The sequence below is a fragment of the Paenibacillus sp. JCM 9796 genome (genome assembly GCF_055379675.1).
In genome coordinates this window covers 3,840,088-3,862,007 of the sequence record NZ_AP043723.1, presented here as the reverse complement: position 1 = coordinate 3,862,007, position 21,920 = coordinate 3,840,088, and the positions used below count along the sequence as shown (strand labels likewise).

The 21,920-nt window shown below is 54.5% G+C and carries 25 protein-coding genes; 10 read left to right on the top strand and 15 right to left on the bottom strand.

The features are described from left to right. Nucleotides 1-75: 75 nt before the first annotated feature. Nucleotides 76-360, bottom strand: a complete 285-nt coding sequence (locus ACZ439_RS18730; RefSeq protein ID WP_054797790.1) for a YuiB family protein — start codon at nucleotides 358-360, stop codon at nucleotides 76-78. Between the two features lie 213 nt (nucleotides 361-573). Here ACZ439_RS18730 and hemQ point away from each other — a divergent pair, with 213 nt between their 5' ends. Continuing rightward, entirely contained in the window at nucleotides 574-1,320 is a 747-nt protein-coding gene (gene hemQ / locus ACZ439_RS18725; protein WP_054797789.1) for a hydrogen peroxide-dependent heme synthase, read from the top strand. A gap of 145 nt (nucleotides 1,321-1,465) precedes the next feature. On the opposite strand, the gene ACZ439_RS18720 is transcribed toward hemQ, so the two are convergent. Further along, complete coding sequence (locus tag ACZ439_RS18720; RefSeq protein WP_054797788.1) at nucleotides 1,466-1,738, bottom strand: hypothetical protein; 273 nt, start codon at nucleotides 1,736-1,738, stop codon at nucleotides 1,466-1,468. Nucleotides 1,739-1,741: 3 nt separating this feature from the next. Beyond that, complete coding sequence (locus ACZ439_RS18715) at nucleotides 1,742-2,932, bottom strand: NAD(P)/FAD-dependent oxidoreductase (RefSeq protein WP_054797787.1); 1,191 nt, start codon at nucleotides 2,930-2,932, stop codon at nucleotides 1,742-1,744. Nucleotides 2,933-3,366: 434 nt separating this feature from the next. Between ACZ439_RS18715 and ACZ439_RS18710 the strand changes: the two genes are divergently transcribed. Continuing rightward, the gene (locus ACZ439_RS18710; protein ID WP_430104026.1) at nucleotides 3,367-4,356 is read left to right on the top strand and encodes an NAD(P)/FAD-dependent oxidoreductase; all 990 of its coding nucleotides are present in this window, start codon (nucleotides 3,367-3,369) and stop codon (nucleotides 4,354-4,356) included. 128 nt (nucleotides 4,357-4,484) lie between these two features. Here ACZ439_RS18710 and sda read toward each other — a convergent pair whose 3' ends face one another. Further along, nucleotides 4,485-4,640 (bottom strand): sporulation histidine kinase inhibitor Sda, encoded by a 156-nt coding sequence (sda, locus tag ACZ439_RS18705; RefSeq protein ID WP_054797786.1) that lies wholly within the window; start codon nucleotides 4,638-4,640, stop codon nucleotides 4,485-4,487. 295 nt (nucleotides 4,641-4,935) lie between these two features. On the opposite strand from sda, the gene ACZ439_RS18700 reads away from it, so the two are divergent. Together ACZ439_RS18700 and ACZ439_RS18695 are read left to right on the top strand one after the other, a co-directional pair. Continuing rightward, complete coding sequence (locus ACZ439_RS18700; RefSeq protein ID WP_054797785.1) at nucleotides 4,936-5,232, top strand: magnetosome magnetite crystal formation protein family; 297 nt, start codon at nucleotides 4,936-4,938, stop codon at nucleotides 5,230-5,232. Nucleotides 5,233-5,347: 115 nt separating this feature from the next. After that, on the top strand, nucleotides 5,348-5,677 hold the full coding sequence (locus ACZ439_RS18695; RefSeq protein WP_127604893.1) for an SPW repeat domain-containing protein: 330 nt from the start codon (nucleotides 5,348-5,350) through the stop codon (nucleotides 5,675-5,677). A gap of 69 nt (nucleotides 5,678-5,746) precedes the next feature. On the opposite strand, the gene ACZ439_RS18690 is transcribed toward ACZ439_RS18695, so the two are convergent. From ACZ439_RS18690 to ACZ439_RS18680, 3 genes are all read right to left on the bottom strand, one after another. Next, on the bottom strand, nucleotides 5,747-6,136 hold the full coding sequence (locus ACZ439_RS18690) for a hypothetical protein (protein WP_054797783.1): 390 nt from the start codon (nucleotides 6,134-6,136) through the stop codon (nucleotides 5,747-5,749). Nucleotides 6,137-6,617: 481 nt separating this feature from the next. Further along, a complete protein-coding gene (erpA, locus tag ACZ439_RS18685; RefSeq protein WP_054797782.1) occupies nucleotides 6,618-6,980 on the bottom strand; it encodes an iron-sulfur cluster insertion protein ErpA in 363 nt (120 codons plus the stop codon). Nucleotides 6,981-7,013: 33 nt separating this feature from the next. Beyond that, nucleotides 7,014-7,259 (bottom strand): aspartyl-phosphate phosphatase Spo0E family protein, encoded by a 246-nt coding sequence (locus ACZ439_RS18680; RefSeq protein ID WP_230876077.1) that lies wholly within the window; start codon nucleotides 7,257-7,259, stop codon nucleotides 7,014-7,016. A gap of 380 nt (nucleotides 7,260-7,639) precedes the next feature. On the opposite strand from ACZ439_RS18680, the gene mqnE reads away from it, so the two are divergent. Together mqnE and ACZ439_RS18670 are read left to right on the top strand one after the other, a co-directional pair. Further along, nucleotides 7,640-8,713 (top strand): aminofutalosine synthase MqnE, encoded by a 1,074-nt coding sequence (mqnE, locus tag ACZ439_RS18675; protein ID WP_373423885.1) that lies wholly within the window; start codon nucleotides 7,640-7,642, stop codon nucleotides 8,711-8,713. 30 nt (nucleotides 8,714-8,743) lie between these two features. Then, a complete protein-coding gene (locus tag ACZ439_RS18670) occupies nucleotides 8,744-9,808 on the top strand; it encodes an NAD(P)/FAD-dependent oxidoreductase (protein WP_464620028.1) in 1,065 nt (354 codons plus the stop codon). Between the two features lie 2 nt (nucleotides 9,809-9,810). On the opposite strand, the gene ACZ439_RS18665 is transcribed toward ACZ439_RS18670, so the two are convergent. Continuing rightward, entirely contained in the window at nucleotides 9,811-10,065 is a 255-nt protein-coding gene (locus tag ACZ439_RS18665) for a YuzB family protein (RefSeq protein ID WP_054797780.1), read from the bottom strand. Nucleotides 10,066-10,143: 78 nt separating this feature from the next. Between ACZ439_RS18665 and ACZ439_RS18660 the strand changes: the two genes are divergently transcribed. Further along, entirely contained in the window at nucleotides 10,144-10,392 is a 249-nt protein-coding gene (locus ACZ439_RS18660; RefSeq protein ID WP_054797800.1) for a NifU family protein, read from the top strand. Nucleotides 10,393-10,449: 57 nt separating this feature from the next. Here the strand turns inward: ACZ439_RS18660 and ACZ439_RS18655 are convergent, their stop codons facing one another. The 5 genes from ACZ439_RS18655 to ACZ439_RS18635 form a co-directional block, all read right to left on the bottom strand. Continuing rightward, nucleotides 10,450-11,268, bottom strand: coding sequence for an SDR family oxidoreductase (locus ACZ439_RS18655; protein WP_054799176.1), 819 nt, complete (start codon nucleotides 11,266-11,268; stop codon nucleotides 10,450-10,452). Nucleotides 11,269-11,327: 59 nt separating this feature from the next. Next, nucleotides 11,328-12,092: a Cthe_2314 family HEPN domain-containing protein gene (locus ACZ439_RS18650; protein ID WP_054797779.1), complete on the bottom strand. Its 765-nt coding sequence runs from the start codon at nucleotides 12,090-12,092 to the stop codon at nucleotides 11,328-11,330. A gap of 156 nt (nucleotides 12,093-12,248) precedes the next feature. Beyond that, nucleotides 12,249-14,009, bottom strand: coding sequence for a UbiD family decarboxylase (locus ACZ439_RS18645; protein WP_127604903.1), 1,761 nt, complete (start codon nucleotides 14,007-14,009; stop codon nucleotides 12,249-12,251). A gap of 51 nt (nucleotides 14,010-14,060) precedes the next feature. Then, entirely contained in the window at nucleotides 14,061-14,987 is a 927-nt protein-coding gene (locus tag ACZ439_RS18640) for a COX15/CtaA family protein (protein ID WP_230876078.1), read from the bottom strand. Nucleotides 14,988-15,179: 192 nt separating this feature from the next. Then, on the bottom strand, nucleotides 15,180-15,524 hold the full coding sequence (locus tag ACZ439_RS18635) for a thioredoxin family protein (RefSeq protein ID WP_054798606.1): 345 nt from the start codon (nucleotides 15,522-15,524) through the stop codon (nucleotides 15,180-15,182). Nucleotides 15,525-15,727: 203 nt separating this feature from the next. Between ACZ439_RS18635 and ACZ439_RS18630 the strand changes: the two genes are divergently transcribed. Together ACZ439_RS18630 and ACZ439_RS18625 are read left to right on the top strand one after the other, a co-directional pair. After that, the gene (locus ACZ439_RS18630) at nucleotides 15,728-16,573 is read left to right on the top strand and encodes an SPFH domain-containing protein (protein WP_127604907.1); all 846 of its coding nucleotides are present in this window, start codon (nucleotides 15,728-15,730) and stop codon (nucleotides 16,571-16,573) included. Nucleotides 16,574-16,588: 15 nt separating this feature from the next. Next, nucleotides 16,589-16,807 carry a type II toxin-antitoxin system antitoxin gene (locus tag ACZ439_RS18625; protein WP_127604909.1) on the top strand — a complete coding sequence of 73 codons (219 nt, stop codon included), beginning with the start codon at nucleotides 16,589-16,591 and terminating at the stop codon, nucleotides 16,805-16,807. Between the two features lie 112 nt (nucleotides 16,808-16,919). On the opposite strand, the gene ACZ439_RS18620 is transcribed toward ACZ439_RS18625, so the two are convergent. After that, a complete protein-coding gene (locus ACZ439_RS18620) occupies nucleotides 16,920-18,518 on the bottom strand; it encodes a copper amine oxidase N-terminal domain-containing protein (RefSeq protein ID WP_054798608.1) in 1,599 nt (532 codons plus the stop codon). 135 nt (nucleotides 18,519-18,653) lie between these two features. Here ACZ439_RS18620 and ACZ439_RS18615 point away from each other — a divergent pair, with 135 nt between their 5' ends. Then, nucleotides 18,654-19,940 (top strand): DUF2515 family protein, encoded by a 1,287-nt coding sequence (locus ACZ439_RS18615; protein WP_127604913.1) that lies wholly within the window; start codon nucleotides 18,654-18,656, stop codon nucleotides 19,938-19,940. A gap of 130 nt (nucleotides 19,941-20,070) precedes the next feature. Here the strand turns inward: ACZ439_RS18615 and ACZ439_RS18610 are convergent, their stop codons facing one another. Next, nucleotides 20,071-21,786, bottom strand: a complete 1,716-nt coding sequence (locus ACZ439_RS18610; protein WP_127604915.1) for a putative polysaccharide biosynthesis protein — start codon at nucleotides 21,784-21,786, stop codon at nucleotides 20,071-20,073. Nucleotides 21,787-21,920 lie beyond the last annotated feature (134 nt).

The window sequence follows — 21,920 nt, the reverse complement described above, 5'->3', positions numbered from 1 at the left end:
TTACCACAGCAATCGACAACGGTGTAGAAGAAAAAGAAGGCTTCGCCGGCGTACCGGGAGCCTTCCTCCGTTTCCTCAGAACATCTTGAAGCCTTTCTGACGCAGCGACTTGATCGTCGAACCGCTCAGGATGGCGCCCGCCAATCCGCCTAATGCCGAGATATAATCGACAAACGTATACTCGGCGATATTTTGCGAAAGCGAGCCTGTCCCCCAACCCCAATACAACACAAGACCGATCACAAGTACGATATATCCGTAAATGGGAAACCAAGTCGTCTTCAGCAGCATGTTGAGAATAAACCCGATTCCGAAGAACAGCACGAACAGCAGCACGGTAGCGATAATCAATTGCAGCAATGCAGACAACTCCTTCTTCTCATACCTTCGTCTACTTTCTATTATAATCAAAAGCGCAGGACGGTAAAGGGCGCCCTCGTCCCGGGAATGTGAACACTTTGTCACCGTTTAGCCCCCAGCCTTGGTGCATTTGCCCTTTCCCGCATCTTTAGCTACAATGAAACAAGCAAAAGAATCGAAGTGAAAATCAATATCATGAGGAGAGAGAGATCCATGAGTGAAGCCGTACATACGTTGGAAGGCTGGTACTGCCTGCATGACTTCCGCGCCATCGATTGGAACGTCTGGAAAAGCTTGACCGCGCAAGAAAGAAACCGCGCCGAGGACGAGCTGTTGTCCTTGCTGAAGCAATATCAGAGCACCGAGGATCAGAAGCTCGGAAGCACAGCGTTCTACTCCATCGTCGGGCAGAAAGCCGACTTCGTCTTCATGCACCTGCGCGAAACGCTGGAAGAGCTGAACGAGCTCGAGAACGAGTTTAACAAATCGATGTTCGCTCAAGTGACCATTCCGACCTATTCCTACGTATCGGTCGTCGAACTCGGCGGTTACATGGCTAAACCGGGTACGGATCCGATGCAGGATCCGGACATCGTCGCCCGCTTGAAGCCCATCCTGCCGAAAGCGAAGCACATCTGCTTCTATCCGATGAACAAGCGCCGTGAAGGCAACGATAACTGGTACATGCTCAGCACCGAAGAGCGCCGTTCCTTCATGCGCGGCCACGGCACGATCGGCCGCACGTACGCCGGCAAAGTCAAACAAATTATCGGCGGCTCCATCGGCCTCGACGATTGGGAATGGGGCGTCACGTTGTTCGCCGACGATGCGCTGCAGTTCAAGAAGATCGTCACCGAAATGCGCTTTGACGAAACGAGCGCCCGCTTTGGCGACTTCGGCGACTTCTACATCGGCAACCTGCTCGATACGGATAAGACTTCCGCCATGCTGAAGTTATAAGCCGGCGCCCCTTGGCGAAGCTCCGGGCCCCAGGCGCCGCCGCGGCGGGTTCGCCGCCCCGAGCTTGAGCTGCTTTCCCGGGTTACGCAAAAAAACCTTGCCTATACGGCTGCAGCAGCCGTGTCAGGCAAGGTTTTTTGGGCTTCTAGTCGTCGTCTTCCTCGGCAAGCTTCGCGAGTTCCTGCTCCAGCGCTTTGCGACGCAAATACTCCTCGGTATCGCGGTCGCGTTGACGAGACTTCTCCTTCAACCGTTCAATGGCCGGCAGGATCAGAATGTCGATCTCCTTCTGAACCGTCGCCACCAGATCATAGCGGTCTTGCGTCTCCAGATAATGGCCGACATCGATCAAGGCGTTGTACCGGTCGAGCTCCTCGCGGGTCAGCAGCCCGCGAACCTGCACACTGCAGTGACGCATCGTTTAGAAACGGCCTTTCTTCAGGACGAGCGGGATGCCGCCGATAATGTACAGGTAGCGAAGATCGATAACCTTCTTCATCACGGCCGCGACACCGCCTTTAATTTTGCGCGAGCCGACGATGCCGATCGCTTCGCCGCGGCCGAGCGAGGCCACGGTGCCTTTCGGCTTGTACTCGAACTTCTGCAGCTCGGAATTGCGAATTTGCGCAACAAGATTGTGCGCGCACACTTCCGCCTGCTGCATCGAAATTTGCGCGGTCGGCGGATAAGGACGGCCTTCCGGACTCATCACGATCGAGCAATCGCCGAGCACGTAGATGTTCTCATGGCCCGGGATGCGAAGCGTGTCGTCTACTTTGATGCGGCCGCGCATCGTTTCGAAACCGGCTTCCTCCAGCATGTGGTTGCCGCGGATACCGCCGGTCCAGATGATGGTGGCCGATTTGATCTCTTCGCCGGTCGCCAGAACGACGCCTTCCGGTGTGCATTCTTTAATCGCCGTGGCAATTTTGAACGTAACGCCTTTGTTCTTCAGAACGTTCATCGCATACTCGACCAGTTCCGGGTCGAAGCCCGGCAAAGCTGTTGGAGCCGCTTCAATATTATAAATGTTCACGAGAGACGGATCGATGTCAAACTCCTTACAGAGCTCCGGAATGCGATCGGCCAGCTCGCCGACGAATTCAATGCCTGTGAAGCCTGCTCCGCCGACGACGAATGTCAAGTAATCCGTACGGGAAGGCTCGCGCTTGAATTTGGCGAACTGATATTCGATATGCTCGCGAATGAAACGAACGCTGTTGATCGAGCGGATGTTCATCGCGTATTCCTTCAAGCCGGGAATGCCGAACGTTTCCGGCTCCCCACCGAGACCGATAACCAGGTAGTCGTAGGACAACGTGCCTTCTTCGAGAATAACTTTCTTCTCTTGCGGGCGAATTTGAACGACTGTCGATTTCACAAAATCGATTTTGAACTCGTCGATCAACTTTAAGATGCTGACACGTGCATTTTCCGGATTATCCGTGCCGGCAGCCGGCATGTGCAGATGCGTGGTAATGTAATGGTAATCATGCTTATTTACCAGCGTTACGTCCGCCTCGTTATAGTTGAGTTCCTTCTGCAGCCGGATCGCCGTCACAATACCGCCGTAACCTGCACCCAAAATGACAATCCTTGGAATTCGACTCATGGCTCTATCCCTTCCATCCTCGCGTATTTTCTATATTTCTTTATAAGTTTGACCAAAATTCTTTGTGAAAAATTACACAATCTATGCCGGAATGTGATTTTAATTTTATTTTTGGCATCAGTTAGTCAAAATATAAGCGTTTCAAGTGTTTATGCAACAACAAATTTAACCAATTCAAAAGAAATGATATAATGATACGCTTGAAATAGCAAGTATTATTTTGATTAAAATCGCCCCTTTTTCGCCATCTTAAGAAAGGGATTCCCCCGATTGTTTCCTCTCTCGTTTTTTCCCGCCGGAATTGAAATTATACGGAAAGGTTATGAATACCATTAATTAATTTAATCTAAATACGCTATGCTTTCATATTTTCATGGAAAGAGCGTACGTTTATAATAGAATGGATACATATCGTACCGGAGGTGCTTATTGTAATGAGTAGCGGAATTGTTGACATTATTATCGTCGGCGGCGGTCCGGCAGGCATGTTCGCTTCGTTCTACGGCGGCATGCGCCAAGCATCCGTCAAATTAATCGAGAGTATGCCGCAGCTCGGCGGACAGCTCGCCGCGCTTTACCCGGAAAAATACATCTACGATGTGGCCGGCTTTCCGAAAGTAACGGCTCAGGAGCTCGTCAACAATCTGGACGAGCAGATGAAGCATTTCTCCGACATCCAAATTTGCCTGGAAGAGAAAGTGCTATCCGTGGAGAAGAAAGACGAGCGTTTGTTTGAAGTTACGACCGACAAAGGCGTACATCAGTCCAAAGCCGTTATCATTACAGGAGGCGTCGGAGCGTTCGAGCCGCGCAGACTGGAATTGCCTGAGGCCGCCAAATACGAGAAGAAAAACTTGCACTACTTTGTCAGCGACCTTAACCGCTTCAAAGGCCAAAAAGTCTTGATCAGCGGCGGAGGCGATTCCGCAGTGGACTGGGCGCTCATGCTGGAACCGATCGCCGAGCAGGTAACGCTTATTCACCGTCGCGATAAGTTCCGCGCTCACGAGCACAGCGTTGAAAACCTGATGAATTCGAAAGTCAACGTCGTAACGCCGACAGAAATTAAGGCGCTTCACGGCGAAGATACGATTACCCAAGTTACGCTGGCCGATATCAAGAGCGGTGTGGAAACTGTCATCGACGTTGACGCGGTTATCGTCAATTTCGGATTCGTTTCCTCCCTCGGACCGATTGCCGAATGGGGACTGGAAATCGACAACGGCTCGATCGTCGTCGACTCCCGTATGGAAACGAGCATACCGGGCATTTTCGCCGCGGGCGACATCACCACATACCCAGGCAAGCTGAAGCTTATTGCCGTAGGCTTCGGCGAAGCGCCGACTGCGATCAATAACGCGAAGGTGTACATCGACCCGACCGCGAAGCTGTCCCCGGGGCACAGCTCGAATATGAAGAGGTAATGCCGGTTTTTCAGGGCAATTGTTCTCGCTAGCGACAAATAACCCCTGCTTACGCTTTAGCGGCGAAGGAGGGGTTTTTTTGGAGTATGAGGGCTACTATCCGATAGGGGAGAGAAAGAAAGTTCAGGTCATGAAACCTGCGCGTCCCCTTCCCGGTAATAATCCAGGTTAAGTTCGCGACGATGTATTTCTTCCAGCAGCAGTTCGACAAATTCTTTTTCCAATTTTAGATCGAGCGCTTTGAAGTATGAATCCACCAATATTTCATTACTGATCAATTTCATCTCAATCACCTTGATTCTTTAAAGTAAAATTATAGTAACACGGTTCAAAAATTAGAACAAGCGTTCCGTTATCCACATCAATATGTGCACAACCTGTGTGCATCTTGTTAATAACTGTAGAAAAATGGATAATACTGCGCCGGGTCATGTGGACAAAGTTATACACAATGAAACCGGACGTGCATGCAATAAAAAAATTTTATCAACTTTGGTTTAATTTCCCATTTGACTCGAAACCGTATTTACGGTTCTGCGTATTGCGTAATAGCTTTTACGGATGGAAGGGGCTGTTCTCTTGGAAACGCGTAAACTCATTTCGGCCTTATGCTATTTCAGCATTTTCTTCGCGGGGTTCATTATCCCGATCGTTATTTACTTCATTACCGATGACCCGGAAGTGAAGCATCATGCGAAAGCGGCGTTCGTCTCGCATATTTTGCCTTTCGCCTCTTTATTGTTTTTGTTGATCGCCGTCTTTACGCTGCCGACCTTCAGCGGTTTTATTATCGCGCTAGTACTTTGCGGCGTTCTGTATGCAGCCGTTACGATCTACAACGTCATTCAAGGTATTCGGGTGCTCGTCTCCCGCTAACAAAGTGTTGGCCCCATGCGCCATTAATCCGAACTATCATGTAACCGCTTGCATATCATGTAATAAGAGCTAGCTTTCCAGCCGGCTCTTATTACGGATCGGGGTGGTGAACGCGATGGCCTTTCGCAACGGATTCACGGCGATGATCGGCGTCCTCTGGCTCACAGCACCTTGGTGGGCAAGCTTTACCGATACGTCCGGCGCCGTCCTTGCCGGCGTGCTGTTCGGGCTGCTTCAAGCGGTTTCCTCGCTGCTCGCCCGCGGCAGAACCGGGTGGTCTTCATGGCCGAATTGGATCAGCTTGCTGTGCGGCGTTTGGTTTATTTTGTATCCGTTCCTGTATCATTTCGACTGGATGCTGACCCTGCTGTACGTTGTTCTCGGTTATTTGACCGTACTGCTCAATTACACGAATATGAATACCGACCCTCCGCAAGCGAAATGAGCTGACGCGGGCGTTAAGAAACCTTTCGGGACTTTTACCGAAAGGCTTCTTTTTTATGAACCACGAATGTCAATCGTATAGTTCAATAAAATCGCTATGCCGATATAAGCTGCCAGGTTCAAAAGGTACGCCATTGTTTCCGATCACAAGCCAAACTTCAACTCCAGTGCCTGCTCCCTCAGGATCCTTTACATCCCCTTCCACAACAACTCTAAGGTTGTCAGATGCATGGAACCCGTAGACCAGATGAGTTGTACCACTATGCGGACTCAGCAAGACCTCTTCTTTGTAAAGAACCTCCCCTTCGGTTTCCATGTATGAGAAATATCGATTAACCGTAGCACAAACTCTCATCGCCTGATCTTCCAGGTTTCTTAGATTAATAACAAGACTATCGATAGGCAGTCCACTAGCCGTAATCCGGGGAACAACAAACGGTTTCGTAGTGATCTTCGACATACTATCACCTCCTGAATATGAGAGAATACTATATTATATTTAATTATTAGATAGTGGTATCGGCGAATCGATAGAATACGAATGTACAAGCACCGAAATTGGATTGGTTTTTTTAAGTTTACGTAAGGCTAATGTTCATGGTAAAATCGGAAATCTGTGCGGTAAATGGAAGTAACCTTCCCTGTTGTGGATGACGTGGATAAGTGGCTTGATAACGCGCCGAATCTGCTTATCCACATGTGGATAATTCCGTTTAGCCACCGTAGTTATTCACCTTCTTCGTTATCTACCGCAGCGTTAATCGCCAAAATAAAAAAACTCCCAACGTTATTTCCGAAGAAATCATATTGAGAGAATCTGGAGCGTGGACATAACGAAAAACCTCCTGACGTAGGTTCCGTAGAACTAACGTCAGGAGGTGTGCAATCCGCAACCCGTAATCAACTATTGATCAGAATCAGAACCCGCACCGCTCCCGCGATTAATCCTCGCAAGGCTGTGCCAGTACCGCATCTTCCTCTTTCGTACGGAAGCTGGAGCCGCACCCGCACGTCGCTACCGCATTCGGGTTGTTGATGGTGAAGCCGCCGCCCATGCCGGCATCCTGGAAGTCGATCTCGACACCGTACAAATACTTGGAGCTTTCTGCGTCGACAACCACCTTCAATCCGTGGATGTCCATCACTTTATCGTCTTCCTTCTGGTTATCGTCAAAGCCCATTCCATAGGAAAAGCCGCTGCAGCCTCCGGATTTTACGCCAATGCGCAGGAACAAGTTGGACGACTCCTCCGCCGCGAGCATTTCTTTAATTTTATCGCTAGCTGTTTCGCTGATTGTAATCATATGAATTCAGCCTCCCTTACGATTAAATCGGTTCTAACATAAAGTATACTCTTTTGAAGCCGACACCTCAAGGGATTTTGTTCCCTGCCCGCCGCTTCTTCTTATTTTATCAATTTCGTAATAACGTAACAACAGCACGTCCAATTGTTGGCTGCACAGATGAACCTCGGGATGCATCAAACCGAGCTCACTGCCCAATTGAACCATCCGTTCGCGAACGCTCTCGATTTCCCGGGAAAGCGCCAGGTACTGCTCTTGTGAAACAGAAATCAGCATCATCGCACCGTCCCCTCTTAGAAAAATCGTTTTAGTAAGAAATCCGACAATGCTAAAGTATACTAGATTTGGCGGCTAATTGAAATACCAAATTTTAGGTTTTTCCACTTTACTGAAATAAAATTTTATGGTAATCGTGACATTTACTCCCATGGGAATAATCAACCTTGGTTTACTGAAACATTTTTGTCGAAACCATGTATTGCCCAGCCCGAACAGGAGGTTTATAATAGGGTGTATTGTTCAACCTTATTTGTGTTATAAGGATATCTTATATATGATGTGTGATCAGCATGCGCCCTTGAGCCTACGGCCAAGGGCGCCTATCCAGTTTACGGAGGTGGATTCGATTGAAATCCGCAATCAGCAACCCCGAATTGCGCATGGCCGAAATTGCTGAGAAAGTAGAGCACGGCGAGCGCCTGACGTTAGAGGACGGCGTGTTCCTCTACGAATCCGACGATTTGTTAACGATCGGACAATTGGCGGGCAAAGTGAACCTGCGCAAGAACGGCAAGAAAGTGTATTTTGTCGATAACATGAGTCTCTATTTTACGAACGTATGCGAAGAGCACTGTGCATTCTGTCATTTTCGGAGAGACGAAGGCCAGCCGGGCGCCTATACGTTAACGCCTGAAGAAATGTTCGCCTATATCGACAAGCATTACCATCCCGGCATGCGCGAGTTTCACATTACGGGCGGGCATAACCCGAACGTACCTTTCCAATACTATGTAGACTGCATCCGGGGTCTCAAGCAGCGTTACCCGGACGTCACGATCAAAGCGCATACGGCGGCGGAAATCGAGTTTTTCTCCCGTCTAAGCGGACTAAGCTATAAAGAGGTGCTGCAAACGCTGATCGACGCCGGGCTGGGCACGATGCCGGGCGGCGGAGCGGAAATTCTGTCCGAACGCTACCGCAAGAAGATGCACCTCGTCGACAAGGCCTCTACCGATCAGTGGCTCGAAGTGCACCGGACTGCGCATAAGCTCGGGTTGAAAACGCACGCGACGATGCTGTTCGGTTCCATCGAAACGTTCGAGGAACGCATCCGCCACTTGATGTATTTACGCGAGCTTCAGGACGAAACGGGCGGGTTCATGGTATTCATCCCGAACTCCGTGCAGCCGGCCAACGTCGATGCGGGTTTGAAACGCCGCGTCTCCGCTTACGATAACTTGCGAACGATCGCCATCAGCCGTTTGATGCTGGACAACATTCAGCATGTGAAAGCTTATTTTATCAATCTCGGCACACAGCTGACGCAAATCGCCTTCGCCTTCGGGGCGTCCGATGCGCACGGCACGATCATTCAAGAACGGATCAGCCATTCGGCGGGAGCCACTTCCCCTGAAGGATTGACCCGGGACGAGCTGGTTTACTTGATCCAAGGAGCGGGACGAATTGCGGTTGAACGCGACACGTTCTACAACGAGATCAAGGTTTACGAATAAAATGCATGTGAGAAAGGGTTTGCCGTTGTTATGAAAAAACTTGTCATTTTAGGCGGAGGATACGGCGGTTTGACCGTCGCCAAAACATTGCTCGAGGGGGATTTGCCGTCTGATACGGTCATGATCCTGATCGACCGCATGCCGTATCAAGGGTTGAAAACCGAATACTACGCGCTTGCGGCGGGAACCGTGTCCGATAAAGACATACGCGTCCAGTTTCCGGTCGATCCGCGGCTGATTTTGAAGTACGGGGAAGTGACGTCCGTCGATCCGGAGTCGAAGCTCGTGCACTTCGAGAACGACGATCCGCTCTCGTACGACTGGCTTGTCATCGCGCTCGGCTGCGTCGATAAGTACCACAACATTACCGGCGCGAAAGAGTTCTCGAACAGCATCCAGACGTTGTCCGCCACCCGAAAAACGTATCAAGGCGCCAACGATACTGCCCCCTACGGTCAAGTTACAATCGTCGGAGGCGGCCTCAGCGGCGTGGAGATGGCGGCCGAGCTCCGGGAAAGCAGGCCCGATCTGAATATCCGCATTCTGGACCGCGGCGCAAGCGTCCTGTCTCCGTTCCCGCAGAAGGTGCAGCGCTACGTAAGCGAGTGGATGCTGGAGCATGACATCGAGCTGCGCTCGCACGTCTCGCTCTCCCGTCTGGAGGGCGGCCTCTTGTATAACGGCGATGAGATCATCCAAACGGACATCACCATATGGACGGCAGGCATTCAACCGAGCCCGATCGTGCAACAGTTAAATCTGCCTAAAGATGCGCAAGGACGGCTAATCATTAACGAATACCATCAACTGCCCGACTATCAAGAGATTTACATCGTCGGCGATTGTGCGTCGCTCCCCTTCTCCCCGAGCGGTCAGGCCGCCGAAGCCCAAGGCGAGCAAGTTGCCGAAGTATTACAAGCGGTATGGAAAAACGAAACTCCCCGGCTCGGTAAAATCAAGCTCAAGGGAGTTCTCGGGTCGCTCGGCAAGAAGGCCGGCTTCGGTATGATGGGCAAACGCACCGTCATGCTCGGCATGATGCCGCGAGCGATTAAAAGCGGCGTGCTCTGGATGTCCAAGCGCCATTTCGGATAGTTTTATTCCCCCAAGAGATCGAACATCGCTTCGATCTCTTTTATTTTCGCTTGAATCGCTTCGTCTAATCCTTCGGCCGTCTCGGCTGCGACGATCTCGCCGTTCACCAGGGCGAACGGGAACAAGTAACACTCGCCGCAATTCCCCAGACAGCCATACTCGATCACGTCGTACTCGGGGTTGCTTTCCAGCGCCTTCATCAGCTTATCTGTGCCGTGATGCATATTGTTTGTGCAAAATTCTATGATCGGTCTCATGGACGCTTCCCCACCTTATAGCCATTTTAATTTTCAAACGATTGTAATATAATAAAGGATAGAAGGGAGATGATGCAAATGAGTGAGAGTACGCAGCAAAGCACTATGTATGACGAAGTGCTTGAAGTTTTAGATAAACTTCGTCCATTCCTGCAGCGCGACGGCGGTGACGTGGAACTCGTAGACGTGGAAGATGGCATCGTTAAGCTAAGATTGATGGGTGCATGCGGAAGCTGCCCGAGCTCGACGATTACGTTGAAAGCCGGCATCGAGCGCGCGCTGCTTGAAGAAGTGGAAGGCGTGCAAGAGGTTGTACAGGTGTTCTAATTGCACTTGCCAAGCAAGAAAGGGTCGACCCTCCGGGGGTCGGCCCTTTCTTGCCTTTCAGGCGTTCGTACCCGCCTCTGCGCTCGCTTTCGTCTTCGCGCCGCTGCCGACGATCGCTCGTATCGGATCAAGCCCCCCCGAGACGTCGATAATGTTGCCGGTTAAGAAGTCCGACCGTTCCTCGCACAAGAAGGCGATTACGCGGGCGATGTCTTCTCCGGTTCCCGGACGTCCCCTAGGCGATTCGTCGTCATGCAGATGCTCCACTTCGTCGATCGTCCGCTCCTTGTTCGCGCCGCGAATATCCCCCGGGCATATCATATTGACCGTAATGCCGCTGGCCGCTTCTTCGACGGCGATCGTCTTCGTGAACGAGACGAGGCCTACCTTCGCGGCGGCGTATACGGCTCGGTGCGGCCAGCCTCGCGCCTCCGAGGCGTGACCGAAGCCGAAGTGGATGATGCGCCCCCATTGACGCTGCCGCATCATCGGCAGAACCAGATGGTCCAGATGCATGACGCCGAGCAAATTCCCCTGCATCAATCCTTCGATCTCCGATGCGTCGTAATCCCGAAACAAGCGGCGCTCGCGAATGAACGGACCGGCGTTGTTGATCAGAATGTCAATTTTGCCGAAGCGGTTGACGGCTTCCGAGACAAGACGTTCCCGGTCCGCAGGCTTTGCTACGTCCCCTTGAACGGCGTAACCTTCTACGCCCAGGCTGCGAATTCGCGCGCACAGCTCCTCGGCTTCCTGCGCACTGTTGACGTAGTTGACGAGCAGGTCGACGCCTTGCTCAGCAAGCAGAAGCGCGGTCATCTTGCCAAGTCCCTTGGCGCTTCCGGTAATGAGTGCGGTTTTCCGCATAGGCTGCATGCTCCGTTCCTCCCCGCTTCCAGTTCTTCCTCAAGTATAGTGGATGGCGGGATGCGATTTCAACGCCCGGCGCGCCGTCCGCCCGCTCTGGAAGTAGGCGCAGACTTTGGCGCTGCAGTCGCGGCCGGATGCCTGGCAATGTAACGGAATGCGGTCGTTACGGCTTTCATGGCCATTTCGCAGCCTTCGCGCAGATCGTCAAGATTGGCTTTGATCTCTTCCGTCTCGGGACGCAGCCGTTCTCCGCGTCTGCTCTCCTCCGCTTTCATCAAATCGTCGAGCAGATCGGCGTTAATCGTATGAATCTCCATGTTGCGCTTGTTGCGCAGACGGTCGACCGGTTCTTTATACTTTATCTTTAGCTCATACAACTGCTGCTCCAAATCCGTGTGCAGCCCGTTCTGATGCATATTGCGGAGTACGGTAAAATAGGAAAAACGGGATTTGACGCGCTCGGTCTGCAGTACAAATCGTTCGTTCAGAAAATGTCCGAGTTTATCGAGAATGGCAAACAGGCGGATCAGCGCGTTGCGGTAATAGTACAGATGACGATGGTACTCGTGCGTCTCCCCGGGCTGCATCTGATCGACGTAATCCGAATTGACCCGGCTTCCGTACAGAATCGCGGCATACTCGCTCTGCTCCAGCTCGTCCAGCGCACGCAGGAAGTTTTCGCTCCAGATGACGAAGCGCCGCTCATGCGGTGTCTGCCGGTCACCGGGGATGCGCGAGAGGACTTGCAAATAGTTGCGTATGGCTTGATTGGCTTCCAGCAGAAGCCCTTCGTCCTTGCGCGGCGGTTCGCCGAATAAAGCTCTCAACATGGTTTTATCTCCATCATCGCGTAAGATATAACTATTATTATACCCCATGATTAGGCTGAAAACCATCAAACGGGCTTGATGGAACGGATTAAAGCAGCGAGCCGAATTGAAAAACGACGAGGCCGGGATCTCTCCCGGCCTCGTCGTTGATTTGGCTTAAGCAAAATATTCGTTCCACCGCGAGTCAACCAATTCAACGATATCCTCGCGCGGGAACAGCTCGTCCGGATAGCCCGGCTTCATCCGGGCGTCGATGACGATCGGCACCCGGTACCCGATATGGTGCCGTCTCAGCTCGGCGTCGGCATACATATCCGCCGCCGGATTGAACCGGGTAAACACCGTCCACAGGAACGGCGTTTGCCCGGAGGCGATCGCCGTGTCGTCGACGAGCACGACGAGCGGCCAATCGCGCAGCTGCTCGCCGGCGTCGCGAACGAGGCGGGCGGCCAGCTCGGGGTCGTCCGCGAACGAAGCGCCGGCGACGACTAAACAGCCGCGGCAGTATGGAACCGCGCTGTGAATGCCCGGCAGCTGCCCGCTTTCGTAGACGGCGGGCAGCTTGCGCTTCGGCTCGCCGACGCCGAGCAGCACCGCTTTGCTGCCGTGATTGAGCCGGTCGCCGGTATAATCAAGCGTATCGTGCGCCGTGTGATTGAAGATGAACAGATCCGTGGCCGGATCGAATCGTTCCAGCACCGTTTCCAGCAGCTGCGGGAAGTTGCTTAGATCGACGTGCTGATTGGTCACGATCAGGAACTTGGTCAGCGTCAGCTGGCCTTCCCCGAAGATGCGGAACGCCGTAGCCAGCGCCTCGCGGCTGTAGCTTTCGCGCACGATGGCGGCAGCCAGCGGATGCACGCCGGTTTCCGCGTACGCCCACAGTTCCTTCACGCCGGGCATCGCCATCGGGAACGCCGGCGCCAGCAGGCGCTGCAAATATTCACCGAGGTAATAGTCTTCCTGCCGCGGCTTGCCGACGATCGTAGCCGGGTAGATGGCGTCCTTGCGGTGCCATACATGGCTCACATCGAAGACCGGGAAATCGTGCACAAGCGAGTAATAGCCGAAGTGATCGCCGAACGGACCTTCCGGCCTGCGCACATGCGGCGCCACCTTGCCGACGATGGCGAACTCGGCCTCAGCGATCAGCCGGTGTCCGCCCCGCGGATTGTCCACAAGCGGCAGCTTCTGGCCGAGCATCAGCGAAGTGAGCAGCAGCTCCGGCAGATGCTCGGGCACGGGCGCGATCGCCGAGGCGATCAAGGCCGGCGGGCCGCCCAGGAACACCGTAACCGGCAGCGGTTCGTTACGCAGCTCGGCTTCATGGTAATGGAAGCCTCCGCCTTTATGGATTTGCCAGTGCATGCCCGTCGTCTGCGGATCGTACACCTGCATCCGGTACATGCCGAGGTTATGGTGCTTCGTAACCGGATGCTCCGTGTATACAAGCGGCAGCGTCACGAACGGACCGCCGTCCTCCTGCCATGACGTCAGAACCGGCAAGCCGGCAAGAGGCGCTTCGGTGCGGCAATGCTGCAGGATCGGCGCAGCCTCCCGGCCGACGCCTTTGGTGCCGATTTTGAGCAAATCGAGAATAAGCTGACGCTGCTCCCACAGCGCCTTCGGCGTCGGCGGCAGCAGCGTATCCATCGCGCCGACAATTTGCTTCATCAACTGCTCCGGACGCGGACCGAACGCAAGATCAACGCGGCGGCTCGTCCCGAACAAGTTTGTAACGACGGGAAAGGAGGCTCCTTTTACATGCGTGAACAGCAGGGCGGGCCCTTCCTCTTCAATGACGCGGCGGTGAATTTCCGCGAGCTCCAGATTCGGGTCGACCGGTGCCGAAATCACCTTCAGTTGATTCTCTTGGCGAAGCGCCTCCAAAAAAGCGCGCAGGTTGGAAAATCGCATGCGTGTGCCTTGCTCCCTTCACTTTCTAAGTATGTAGATGAAGAAGAAGGCTTACGGCAGCCTTGGAGCTGCGTAAGCCTGAACGTTGTGCTCCTCCGTATGGAGGGAAGTAATGCCGAAGTAACAGAGGATTCCGAATAAACAGGAGATCAGCACGGCATGCAGCAAGCTGGCCAGCAAGTAAATTTCGTACCCGATCGACAGCGTGACGAACGCGCCGCTTGCAATTTGCAGCGTGACGAAGATCAGCGACAGCTTGGCCGCTTGGTAAACGCTGCTGTCCGGCTGTGCTTGAGAACGGACGAACAGGAACAGCGCCAAGATGACGAGACCGAGCACCGCCGCCGCCACCCGGTGAGCAAATACGATGCCCGTCGATCCGGTAAATTCCGGGATCACCTGACCGTTGCAGAGCGGCCAGCCGATACAACCGCCGACCGACTCCGTATGGCGGACGAATGCGCCCAAATAAACGACCACATAGCTGTAAATCAGCACGAACCAGACCGACATCCGGACGCCCCGGCTTAGACGCGTACCGTCTCCGCGGTGCATCGCTTCGCCATATTTGGTAAAGACCAAATACAAGAGCAGCGTAAACGCGAAAGACATCAGCGAAAATCCGAAATGCAGCGCGAGCACGGCCGACGATTGCGGCCACAAGACGGCAAGCGCTCCAAGAACCGCCTGCAGCAGCGTGAAGAACATCGCGCCGCCGACATACCACTTGGCGTCCTTGCGCTTGCTGTATAAAAACACAAGAATCGTTGTCGCGAGCAAAATGATCCCGACGACGCCGACAACAAACCGGTGACTGTATTCAATAAAAGATTCGATTGTATAGGCCGGAACGAATTTGCCGTTGCATAACGGCCAATCGTCTCCGCAGCCTCGCCCGGATTCCGTCTTGGTCACTAACGCGCCCATGACCAGAATCAAGAACATGCCGAGCATACTGGCCAATGATAAAGCCTTCATTCTTCGCTCCATCTTCATCCGCTTTCACCCGCTTCTTGTTCGTTATTTCTCGACATAATCGGACACCGACGAACGTTTCATTAACATTATAACGATAATCAGGGGGCAATTCCACGCGGAATTGTTACAAAGCGATGAAAGAAGAAAAGCCCAGGCGGAAGCGATCCGTCCCGGGCATTCTCCATCCGTCGGTCAGGGAGCGAGCGTATTCGCAACTTCAACCGCGCGATCCAGAAACTGTTCGATTTCTTCCCGCGTTTTGCGCAGCTTGCTCACAAAGCGGATCAGCTCCTGGCCGTTCCTGAAAGCGATAAAGCTCGGAATGCCTAAAATATTCAGCTCGCTGCACAAGTCAGGCATCTCATCGCGGTCCACGTGGATAAATTGCAGCCGGTCGGCGTAAGCTTCTTCAACTTCCGGCATGAATGGTTCGATGAAATGGCAGTCCTTGCACCATGTGGCTTTAAAAACGGCAACGGTCGGTTTGGAACCGCCGATGATTTCTTGAAATCGCTGTTCAGTCGTCACTTTCTCCATAGGAAACACCGCCTATTCTTAATATCAGAAATGGAACTTACCCCACTTATAGCATTCGACAAGGCGTCTGTCAATGAGCCGGGGTGCCTTTCTGGAAGAGAAAAGAGTATCCATTATTTATGGATTTACATTAATTCCTAAAAGTGATATCATAACAGTATCAAAACAATATTTAAATGAATGACGAAAAGGAGTGTTTGTTCATGCAGGAAAAAAAACCTTGGGTGATTAACGGATTCGTCGGTTTGCTTGGGCTCGTTGCCGTCGATGTGATCGGCACGCTGCTGCTCATCGATAAAGAATGGCCGGCTCTCGCCATTGTGCTTGCTCTGTTCTCCATCGCGCTGCTTTCGTCCTTGACGATCGTCCAGCCGAATCAAGCGATGGTCGTCACCTTCTTCGGCAGCTACTCCGGTACGATTCGCCGAAGCGGCATCTGGATGACCATCCCGTTCTCCGTTCGGAAGAAAGTGTCCTTGCGGGTTCGCAACTTCAACAGCGCCAAGCTGAAAGTCAACGATATCGAAGGCAACCCGATCGAAATCGCCGCCGTCGTCGTCTTCCGCGTCGTCGATTCGGCGAAAGCGTCATTCGACGTCGACAATTATGAGCAGTTCGTGGAAATTCAAAGCGAGACGGCGCTCCGTCACGTGGCTAACAAATATCCGTACGACACGTTCGAAGACGGCGGCTACTCGCTGCGGGGCAATTCCGACGAAGTCGCTGCGGAACTGGCCCGCGAGCTGCAGGAACGGCTGTCCGTTGCCGGCGTGGAAGTGATGGAGGCGCGTCTGACGCATCTGGCGTACTCTACCGAAATCGCCAGCGCGATGCTGCAGCGCCAGCAAGCGGCCGCTATTATCGCCGCCCGCTCGAAGATTGTGGAAGGCGCGGTCGGCATGGTGCAGCTCGCTATCTCCCAGCTTCAGCGAGAGGGCGTCATCGAGCTCGACGAGGAACGCAAAGCCGCGATGATCAACAACCTGCTCGTCGCCATCGTATCCGATCGTTCCGCCAATCCCGTCATCAATACGGGAAGCTTGTACTAGAAGGCGCAGTCCGTTATGGCCGCGAAGAAAAATTTCCCTCTGCGGCTGGATCCGAAGTTATACGAGGTGCTTGAGCGATGGGCCGCGGACGAATTCCGCAGCGTAAACAGCCACATCGAATATTTGCTGCGGGACGCGGCTTCCCGAGCCGGAAGACACCTATCGCCGCGCCCGCCCGCCTCAGCTCCGAAAGAGCCGGCCTCCAGCGCAGACGACAACCCGACAACCGAATAAAGCGCTTGCCCCCGCGCATGCGGCAAAGCCCCCGAACGATCCTTGGCGGACAACGTTCGGGGGCTTATGCATGTTGGTCCCCATATTGGGAAAATGTAACGGGTAAAGCTCGTTATTCGCGGACGATGCCGACCGTTTGCGTTTCTTGCGTCCAGCCAACCTTAGCGTTCATGCTCTCCGCGACGAAACGCACCGGAATGTACGTTGAGCCTTCGACGATAACTGCGGCTTTCTCCAGCGTTTGCAACTGTCCGTTCACGCTTGCCTGCGTGCTGTTGATCGTCAGAACGGTTACGTTGCCGCTAAGCGGGTCAGTGATCGTGACTTGCTGCTTGGCCGCATCCCATTCGACGTCGGCGTCGAGCTGCTCGGCGACGAAGCGCGCCGGAACCATCACGGTCCCTTGATCGTTGAACGGCGTCAGGCCTGGAATGATGCTGACTTCGGAAGAGACGGTCAGATTTACTTCTTTCTTCGTGATGTTCAGTTCGTCCTTCAACAGCTTGTAGAGGTCCGACTTCGGATCGAGCGAGGCGACGAGCTTGCTCGATGTCAGGCGTCCGGATTTGTTCATCCACTCCACGACTCCGCCGGTTGTATCGATAGGATCGATCGTCACCGGTTTGTTGACGTTCCATACTTCGCCGCTGGAGGTCACTTTAATCGACTTGAGTCCATGCTTGGCCGAATCCGGCAGCGTGAGCAGCAATACGCTTGTCGACTTGCGGGTTACGTTCTCCGCGTCTACATACAGATCCATCGTCAACGATTGGTTGTCGTTCAGCAAGTCCTGTACCGACTTGCCGTCTTCGTTCTTAGGCAAGCTGTTCAGCGATTGATCAAAGCTCGCTACGACTTGTTCCAAATTGCTTTTCAGGAACGTATAGATGAATTCGACAGCTAATGTTTTATTCTCCAGGAAAGGCATGATCGAATCGAGCGCGCCTGTGTCGCCTTCGGCGTTCGCACTGCCGGCTTTGACCATTTCCTTCAAGAACGGCGCATATACATCATACAGCGCGGCGATAAATTGCTTAAGGCCTTCCTCATCTTTCAGAACATTGGTCAGGAAACCCTTGATCAGCCCGACCAGCTCGCTGCCCTTCAACTCAACGTGAAGCTTCTGCAGCTGCAGCGCTTCTCCGTTCACGGTTACGTTCGCTGCCTCCGCGGAGATCGTCTTCGGGTTCGGGAAGTTGCTCGTGAAGAACGAGCTGAACTTCGGCATCGCCTCTACGGCCTTCTGACCGAGCTGCTCGATCTGCTTCTGCAGTTCCGGCGTCGTCGGAAGAGCGGAACCTGCGCCTATTGCGGCGCTGTTGCCAATGACGATCGGCTTCTTCGCGCCTTCGATTTGAATCGTATAGATCATGTCGGATAAGACCAGGTGAAACGGAATTTTCACGTTCGCGTAAGCGAGCGAGCCTTTCGCGGAAAGCTCGGTCGGGCTTTGCTGCTTCATCTCGGTAACTTCTACCTTGAAGCCGTTCAACAGCTCGATCGCGCGCTTCTCTTCCGGCGTTATGGATGCGGCGGGATCCGCTGTCAGCTCCAAGGTTACACTTGATGCGCCTTCCGAAGATTTAACGGTAAACAGGTTGGACATGACTTTGCTGACGTCGACCGAGCCTACCGGTTGACAACCGGCCAGTACGATCACAAGGGCGATCAGCATGAGACTTAGTTTGGCGCTCCAATGTTTCTTCTTCATTCTTACCTCCTGAAATATGTAAATAAGTTCGGGGCCGTGCTACATTTTATACGCTTTTTATTTGGAAACGTTGCACTCGCCTGCGAAAATATACAAATTGTAACAGCTTCCCATCGGCAGGAAAGGAGGAACGGGATGAATCGTGATAAATACCGCTGGAGCGGAACCGATCTGCTGCATAAGCTGGCCGATCTGCCTCATGAGCTTTGGCATTGGTTCAAAGGCAAGGCGCACAGCGTGCAGCACGAGGAGCCGCTGCTCGCGGCCGCCCACCGGATCGAGCTGAACCGGCCTTCGCTCGACGCTTTGAAGCGGCGCTATGCCTGGAAGCTGTCGCTTGCGGGCAAGGACGGGGCCGCCTCGGCCGAGGCCTGGGACGAAGCCGCCGTCAGCCCGTGGGAGCGGCAGCTGACGGCGCGCCTGGCCGCGGAGCGCGATGCGCATAACCGGAACAACTTGACGCGGACGACCGCCTACCTGAGGATGTACCGCGAGCACCCGGAGCTGCACTGGGCATTCCTCGCGCATATGGTGTCGCGCAACGGAGGCTGGAGCATGACCGATCTTCGCGGCGAGTTTCTCCCCTACCTGTTAAGCGAAGATCAGCGGGAGTGGGTGTTCCGATTCCTGGAACGGGCGAACGCGCTTATTTTTCGCGACGCTTATCCGCAGCTGCTGCTATATGAGGCCAGCCTAAGGCATCGCAGGCCGCTGTTTCACCTGCTCCCCGCCTTCGGGGTATCGCGCTTCATGCGCCCGTTGTGGGAGCATTTCTGGGAACGGCGGGAGTCCGCTCTCTTGACGGTCGGACTCATTATCAACGAGCAGCAGCATATTGAGGAGCGGGTCGTGCGCAACGCTTCGTTCCTGCAGCAAGTGGTCGATACGTTCTTCTTCCAGGCACAGTCGCTGCTGCAGCTGAACCAGGTTGTGTTCCCGTACCGGTATGCAGCCGATTGCCGGTTGGCCGGCCTGATCCTGGAAAGCTTCAGCAGCTTGCGGGAGCGTATCGAGGTGGGCAAATCGCTGTACGCGATCTTGTTCGGCATTCCGGCCGTGCACGAGGGGGCCGTGCGCTTTGCCTGCGAGCGGCGGCACACAGGGTCGCGCGCGGATTATTGGCCGCAGCTGTTCGCGTCGGTGCGGCACGGTCCGCCGGTGAAGCGCGGACAGCTGCAGGAGAAGCTGGACGGCCTGCGGCTAAAGCCAGGAGCCGCGCCCCTGTACAGTCCGGGTCTCGCGGAGGCGTGGCCGGACCGGCCGATCGCCCCCACGGAGCCCGGAGACTGGTTCACGGATATCGCCGTGCTCGGTTATTTAAGCAGCATCCCGGCGCCGTTCTCGTTCGAGATGACGCAGGCAAACGGCTTCGGGTTGAAGAAGATCGAGATGACCGTGCTCGCGGGGGACTTGCTTGTTTGAGAAGCGGCGCGCAGGCTGGGCACCGTTCGCCCAACACCAATACCCCAATCCTTCACCCTCTTTCGAGCAGGCGTGGATTGGGGTATATGCCGTTCTAGCTTAGCGGTTTTACTCAGGTTTTACTCAGGCTTTACGAGCCGCCTTGCCGCTTCTTCGACCGGTCTAACCGCGACAGCAGCGGACCCGCCAGCTTGCGCAGCGGACCTGGCGCCTGCTGCAAATCTTGCAGCCTCAGGACGCGCGTCGCAAACAGCAGCAGCGGATAGGCTGCGCCGACGATCGCGCAGATGACGATCGACTGCACCATATCGTTGAGCCGAACCGAGGCGAACGGTGTCACGTAGAGGCGGCACGCTTGATCGAGCAGGATGCCGATGACTGCGATTAGCGCCGTTGAGCCGATCAGCCCGATCCAGCGCTTTCCGCCGAAGATGCGGAAGCTCACGTTCTGGCGAAGCACGCGGACAATGATCGCCGTCATGATGATAAAGCAAAGCGCCGTCGCCGCGATAATGCCGTAGATGCCGAAAAGCGGCGCAAGCGCAAAGCTGACGGCGAGTTTGGCGGCGATGCCGACGATCACCGCGAGCACAAGCGTCCTCATCCGCCCCATGCCCATCAGTACCGCGCCGGACGTCTGCATGACAATTTGGAAGATGGCGGTTACCGTCAGCATGGCAATGACCGGACCGGCATACGTCTCCACGATCTCCGATCCCGTCACATTGCCGAATATGAAGCCGTTCAGCGGGCGGGCGGCAAGCGCGATCAGCAGCACCATCGGCAGGCCGGAGAGCAGCGAAAGCTGAAGCACCTTGGCCGTCTGCTCGGACACCTGCTTCATGTCCTTCTGCGAGTAAGCCGCCGAGATGATCGGGACGATCGATTGGCTGAGCGCGACGGCCAGAATGATCGGGATGCCGGCAAGCGACTGGGCCCGTCCGGTTAAGATCCCGAGTATTTCACGGGCCGGCTCCTCCCCGAACCGGTCCTTCAACAGCAGCGTCACGATCGAAGAATCGATCGTATAGATGAGCGTCACCGTCATCGAGAAGATGACGATCGGTACCGACAGCTTGAACAGCTGGCCGTAGATCGCGCGGAACGCAAGCGGCGCTGACGCCGAGGCGGCCGCCGCCGCGTTCGCGCCCGATTCCGCTGCCGCCTGAGCGGCCGGCACAACGGCCATTCGCTCGCTGCGGTCGCTGCGCTTCAGCCGGAGCGCGTAATACAGCATCACGGCCGCCGCCGCGATACTGCCCATCACGCCGCCGAACGAAGCGCCGGCGACAGCGGCGTCCAGGCTGTGGCCGAGCAGCAAATACGCCAGCGCCACCGAGGTGGCGACGCGGAATATTTGTTCGATAATTTGCGAAATGCCGTTCGGCATCATCATCCGGCGGCCTTGAAAATAACCGCGCATGATGGCAATCAGCGGGAACAGCAGCAGCGCCGGCGCAATCGCGCGAATCGGCAGCGCCGCCTGCGGGTTGACGATGCTTTCCGCGAAGTAAGGCGCGGCGGCATACATCAGCACCGTCATCACGACGCCCGCCGCCAGGGCGAACAGCAAGGCCGCCTTGTAAATCCGGTTGGCCTCCTCGTGGCGTCCGAGCGAGGTGCGCTCGGAGATCATTTTGCTCAGCGCGCTCGGAATACCGGCCGTTGCCACAACGAGCAGCACGGAGTACAAATTGAAGGCGATTCCGTATGCCGCCATGCCGATATCGCCGAGCAGGTAAACGAGCGGAATGCGCTGCACGACGCCGAGCGCCCGCGCCACCAATGCGGCTAACGTTAATATAAGCGTACCTTTGACTAGCGAATCTTTTCCGACTTTAGACACAGGCGTTTCCCTTCTCCCTTATCAACCGAAGAAAAACCGCCCGAACCAAGCTCCGGCGGTCTTCTTCCAAAGTGCCTTATTTCAATAACGGAACGACGGTGAACAACGGCGCGCTATGGCCCCGTTTCTGGCCG

Coding starts and splice junctions, on each gene's coding strand:
- ACZ439_RS18680 (WP_230876077.1), bottom strand. CDS start 7,259: ATGATGCTGATTTCTGTTTCACAAGAGCAGTACCTGGCGCTTTCCCGG.
- ACZ439_RS18645 (WP_127604903.1), bottom strand. CDS start 14,009: ATGCGATTTTCCAACCTGCGCGCTTTTTTGGAGGCGCTTCGCCAAGAG.
- ACZ439_RS18670 (WP_464620028.1), top strand. CDS start 8,744: ATGAAAAAACTTGTCATTTTAGGCGGAGGATACGGCGGTTTGACCGTC.
- ACZ439_RS18665 (WP_054797780.1), bottom strand. CDS start 10,065: ATGAGACCGATCATAGAATTTTGCACAAACAATATGCATCACGGCACA.
- ACZ439_RS18715 (WP_054797787.1), bottom strand. CDS start 2,932: ATGAGTCGAATTCCAAGGATTGTCATTTTGGGTGCAGGTTACGGCGGT.
- ACZ439_RS18695 (WP_127604893.1), top strand. CDS start 5,348: ATGGCCTTTCGCAACGGATTCACGGCGATGATCGGCGTCCTCTGGCTC.
- mqnE (WP_373423885.1), top strand. CDS start 7,640: ATGGCCGAAATTGCTGAGAAAGTAGAGCACGGCGAGCGCCTGACGTTA.
- ACZ439_RS18620 (WP_054798608.1), bottom strand. CDS start 18,518: ATGAAGAAGAAACATTGGAGCGCCAAACTAAGTCTCATGCTGATCGCC.
- erpA (WP_054797782.1), bottom strand. CDS start 6,980: ATGATTACAATCAGCGAAACAGCTAGCGATAAAATTAAAGAAATGCTC.
- ACZ439_RS18690 (WP_054797783.1), bottom strand. CDS start 6,136: ATGTCGAAGATCACTACGAAACCGTTTGTTGTTCCCCGGATTACGGCT.
- hemQ (WP_054797789.1), top strand. CDS start 574: ATGAGTGAAGCCGTACATACGTTGGAAGGCTGGTACTGCCTGCATGAC.
- ACZ439_RS18635 (WP_054798606.1), bottom strand. CDS start 15,524: ATGGAGAAAGTGACGACTGAACAGCGATTTCAAGAAATCATCGGCGGT.
- ACZ439_RS18710 (WP_430104026.1), top strand. CDS start 3,367: ATGAGTAGCGGAATTGTTGACATTATTATCGTCGGCGGCGGTCCGGCA.
- ACZ439_RS18630 (WP_127604907.1), top strand. CDS start 15,728: ATGCAGGAAAAAAAACCTTGGGTGATTAACGGATTCGTCGGTTTGCTT.
- ACZ439_RS18640 (WP_230876078.1), bottom strand. CDS start 14,987: ATGAAGGCTTTATCATTGGCCAGTATGCTCGGCATGTTCTTGATTCTG.
- ACZ439_RS18650 (WP_054797779.1), bottom strand. CDS start 12,092: ATGTTGAGAGCTTTATTCGGCGAACCGCCGCGCAAGGACGAAGGGCTT.
- sda (WP_054797786.1), bottom strand. CDS start 4,640: ATGAAATTGATCAGTAATGAAATATTGGTGGATTCATACTTCAAAGCG.
- ACZ439_RS18625 (WP_127604909.1), top strand. CDS start 16,589: ATGGCCGCGAAGAAAAATTTCCCTCTGCGGCTGGATCCGAAGTTATAC.
- ACZ439_RS18615 (WP_127604913.1), top strand. CDS start 18,654: ATGAATCGTGATAAATACCGCTGGAGCGGAACCGATCTGCTGCATAAG.
- ACZ439_RS18720 (WP_054797788.1), bottom strand. CDS start 1,738: ATGCGTCACTGCAGTGTGCAGGTTCGCGGGCTGCTGACCCGCGAGGAG.
- ACZ439_RS18655 (WP_054799176.1), bottom strand. CDS start 11,268: ATGCAGCCTATGCGGAAAACCGCACTCATTACCGGAAGCGCCAAGGGA.
- ACZ439_RS18660 (WP_054797800.1), top strand. CDS start 10,144: ATGAGTGAGAGTACGCAGCAAAGCACTATGTATGACGAAGTGCTTGAA.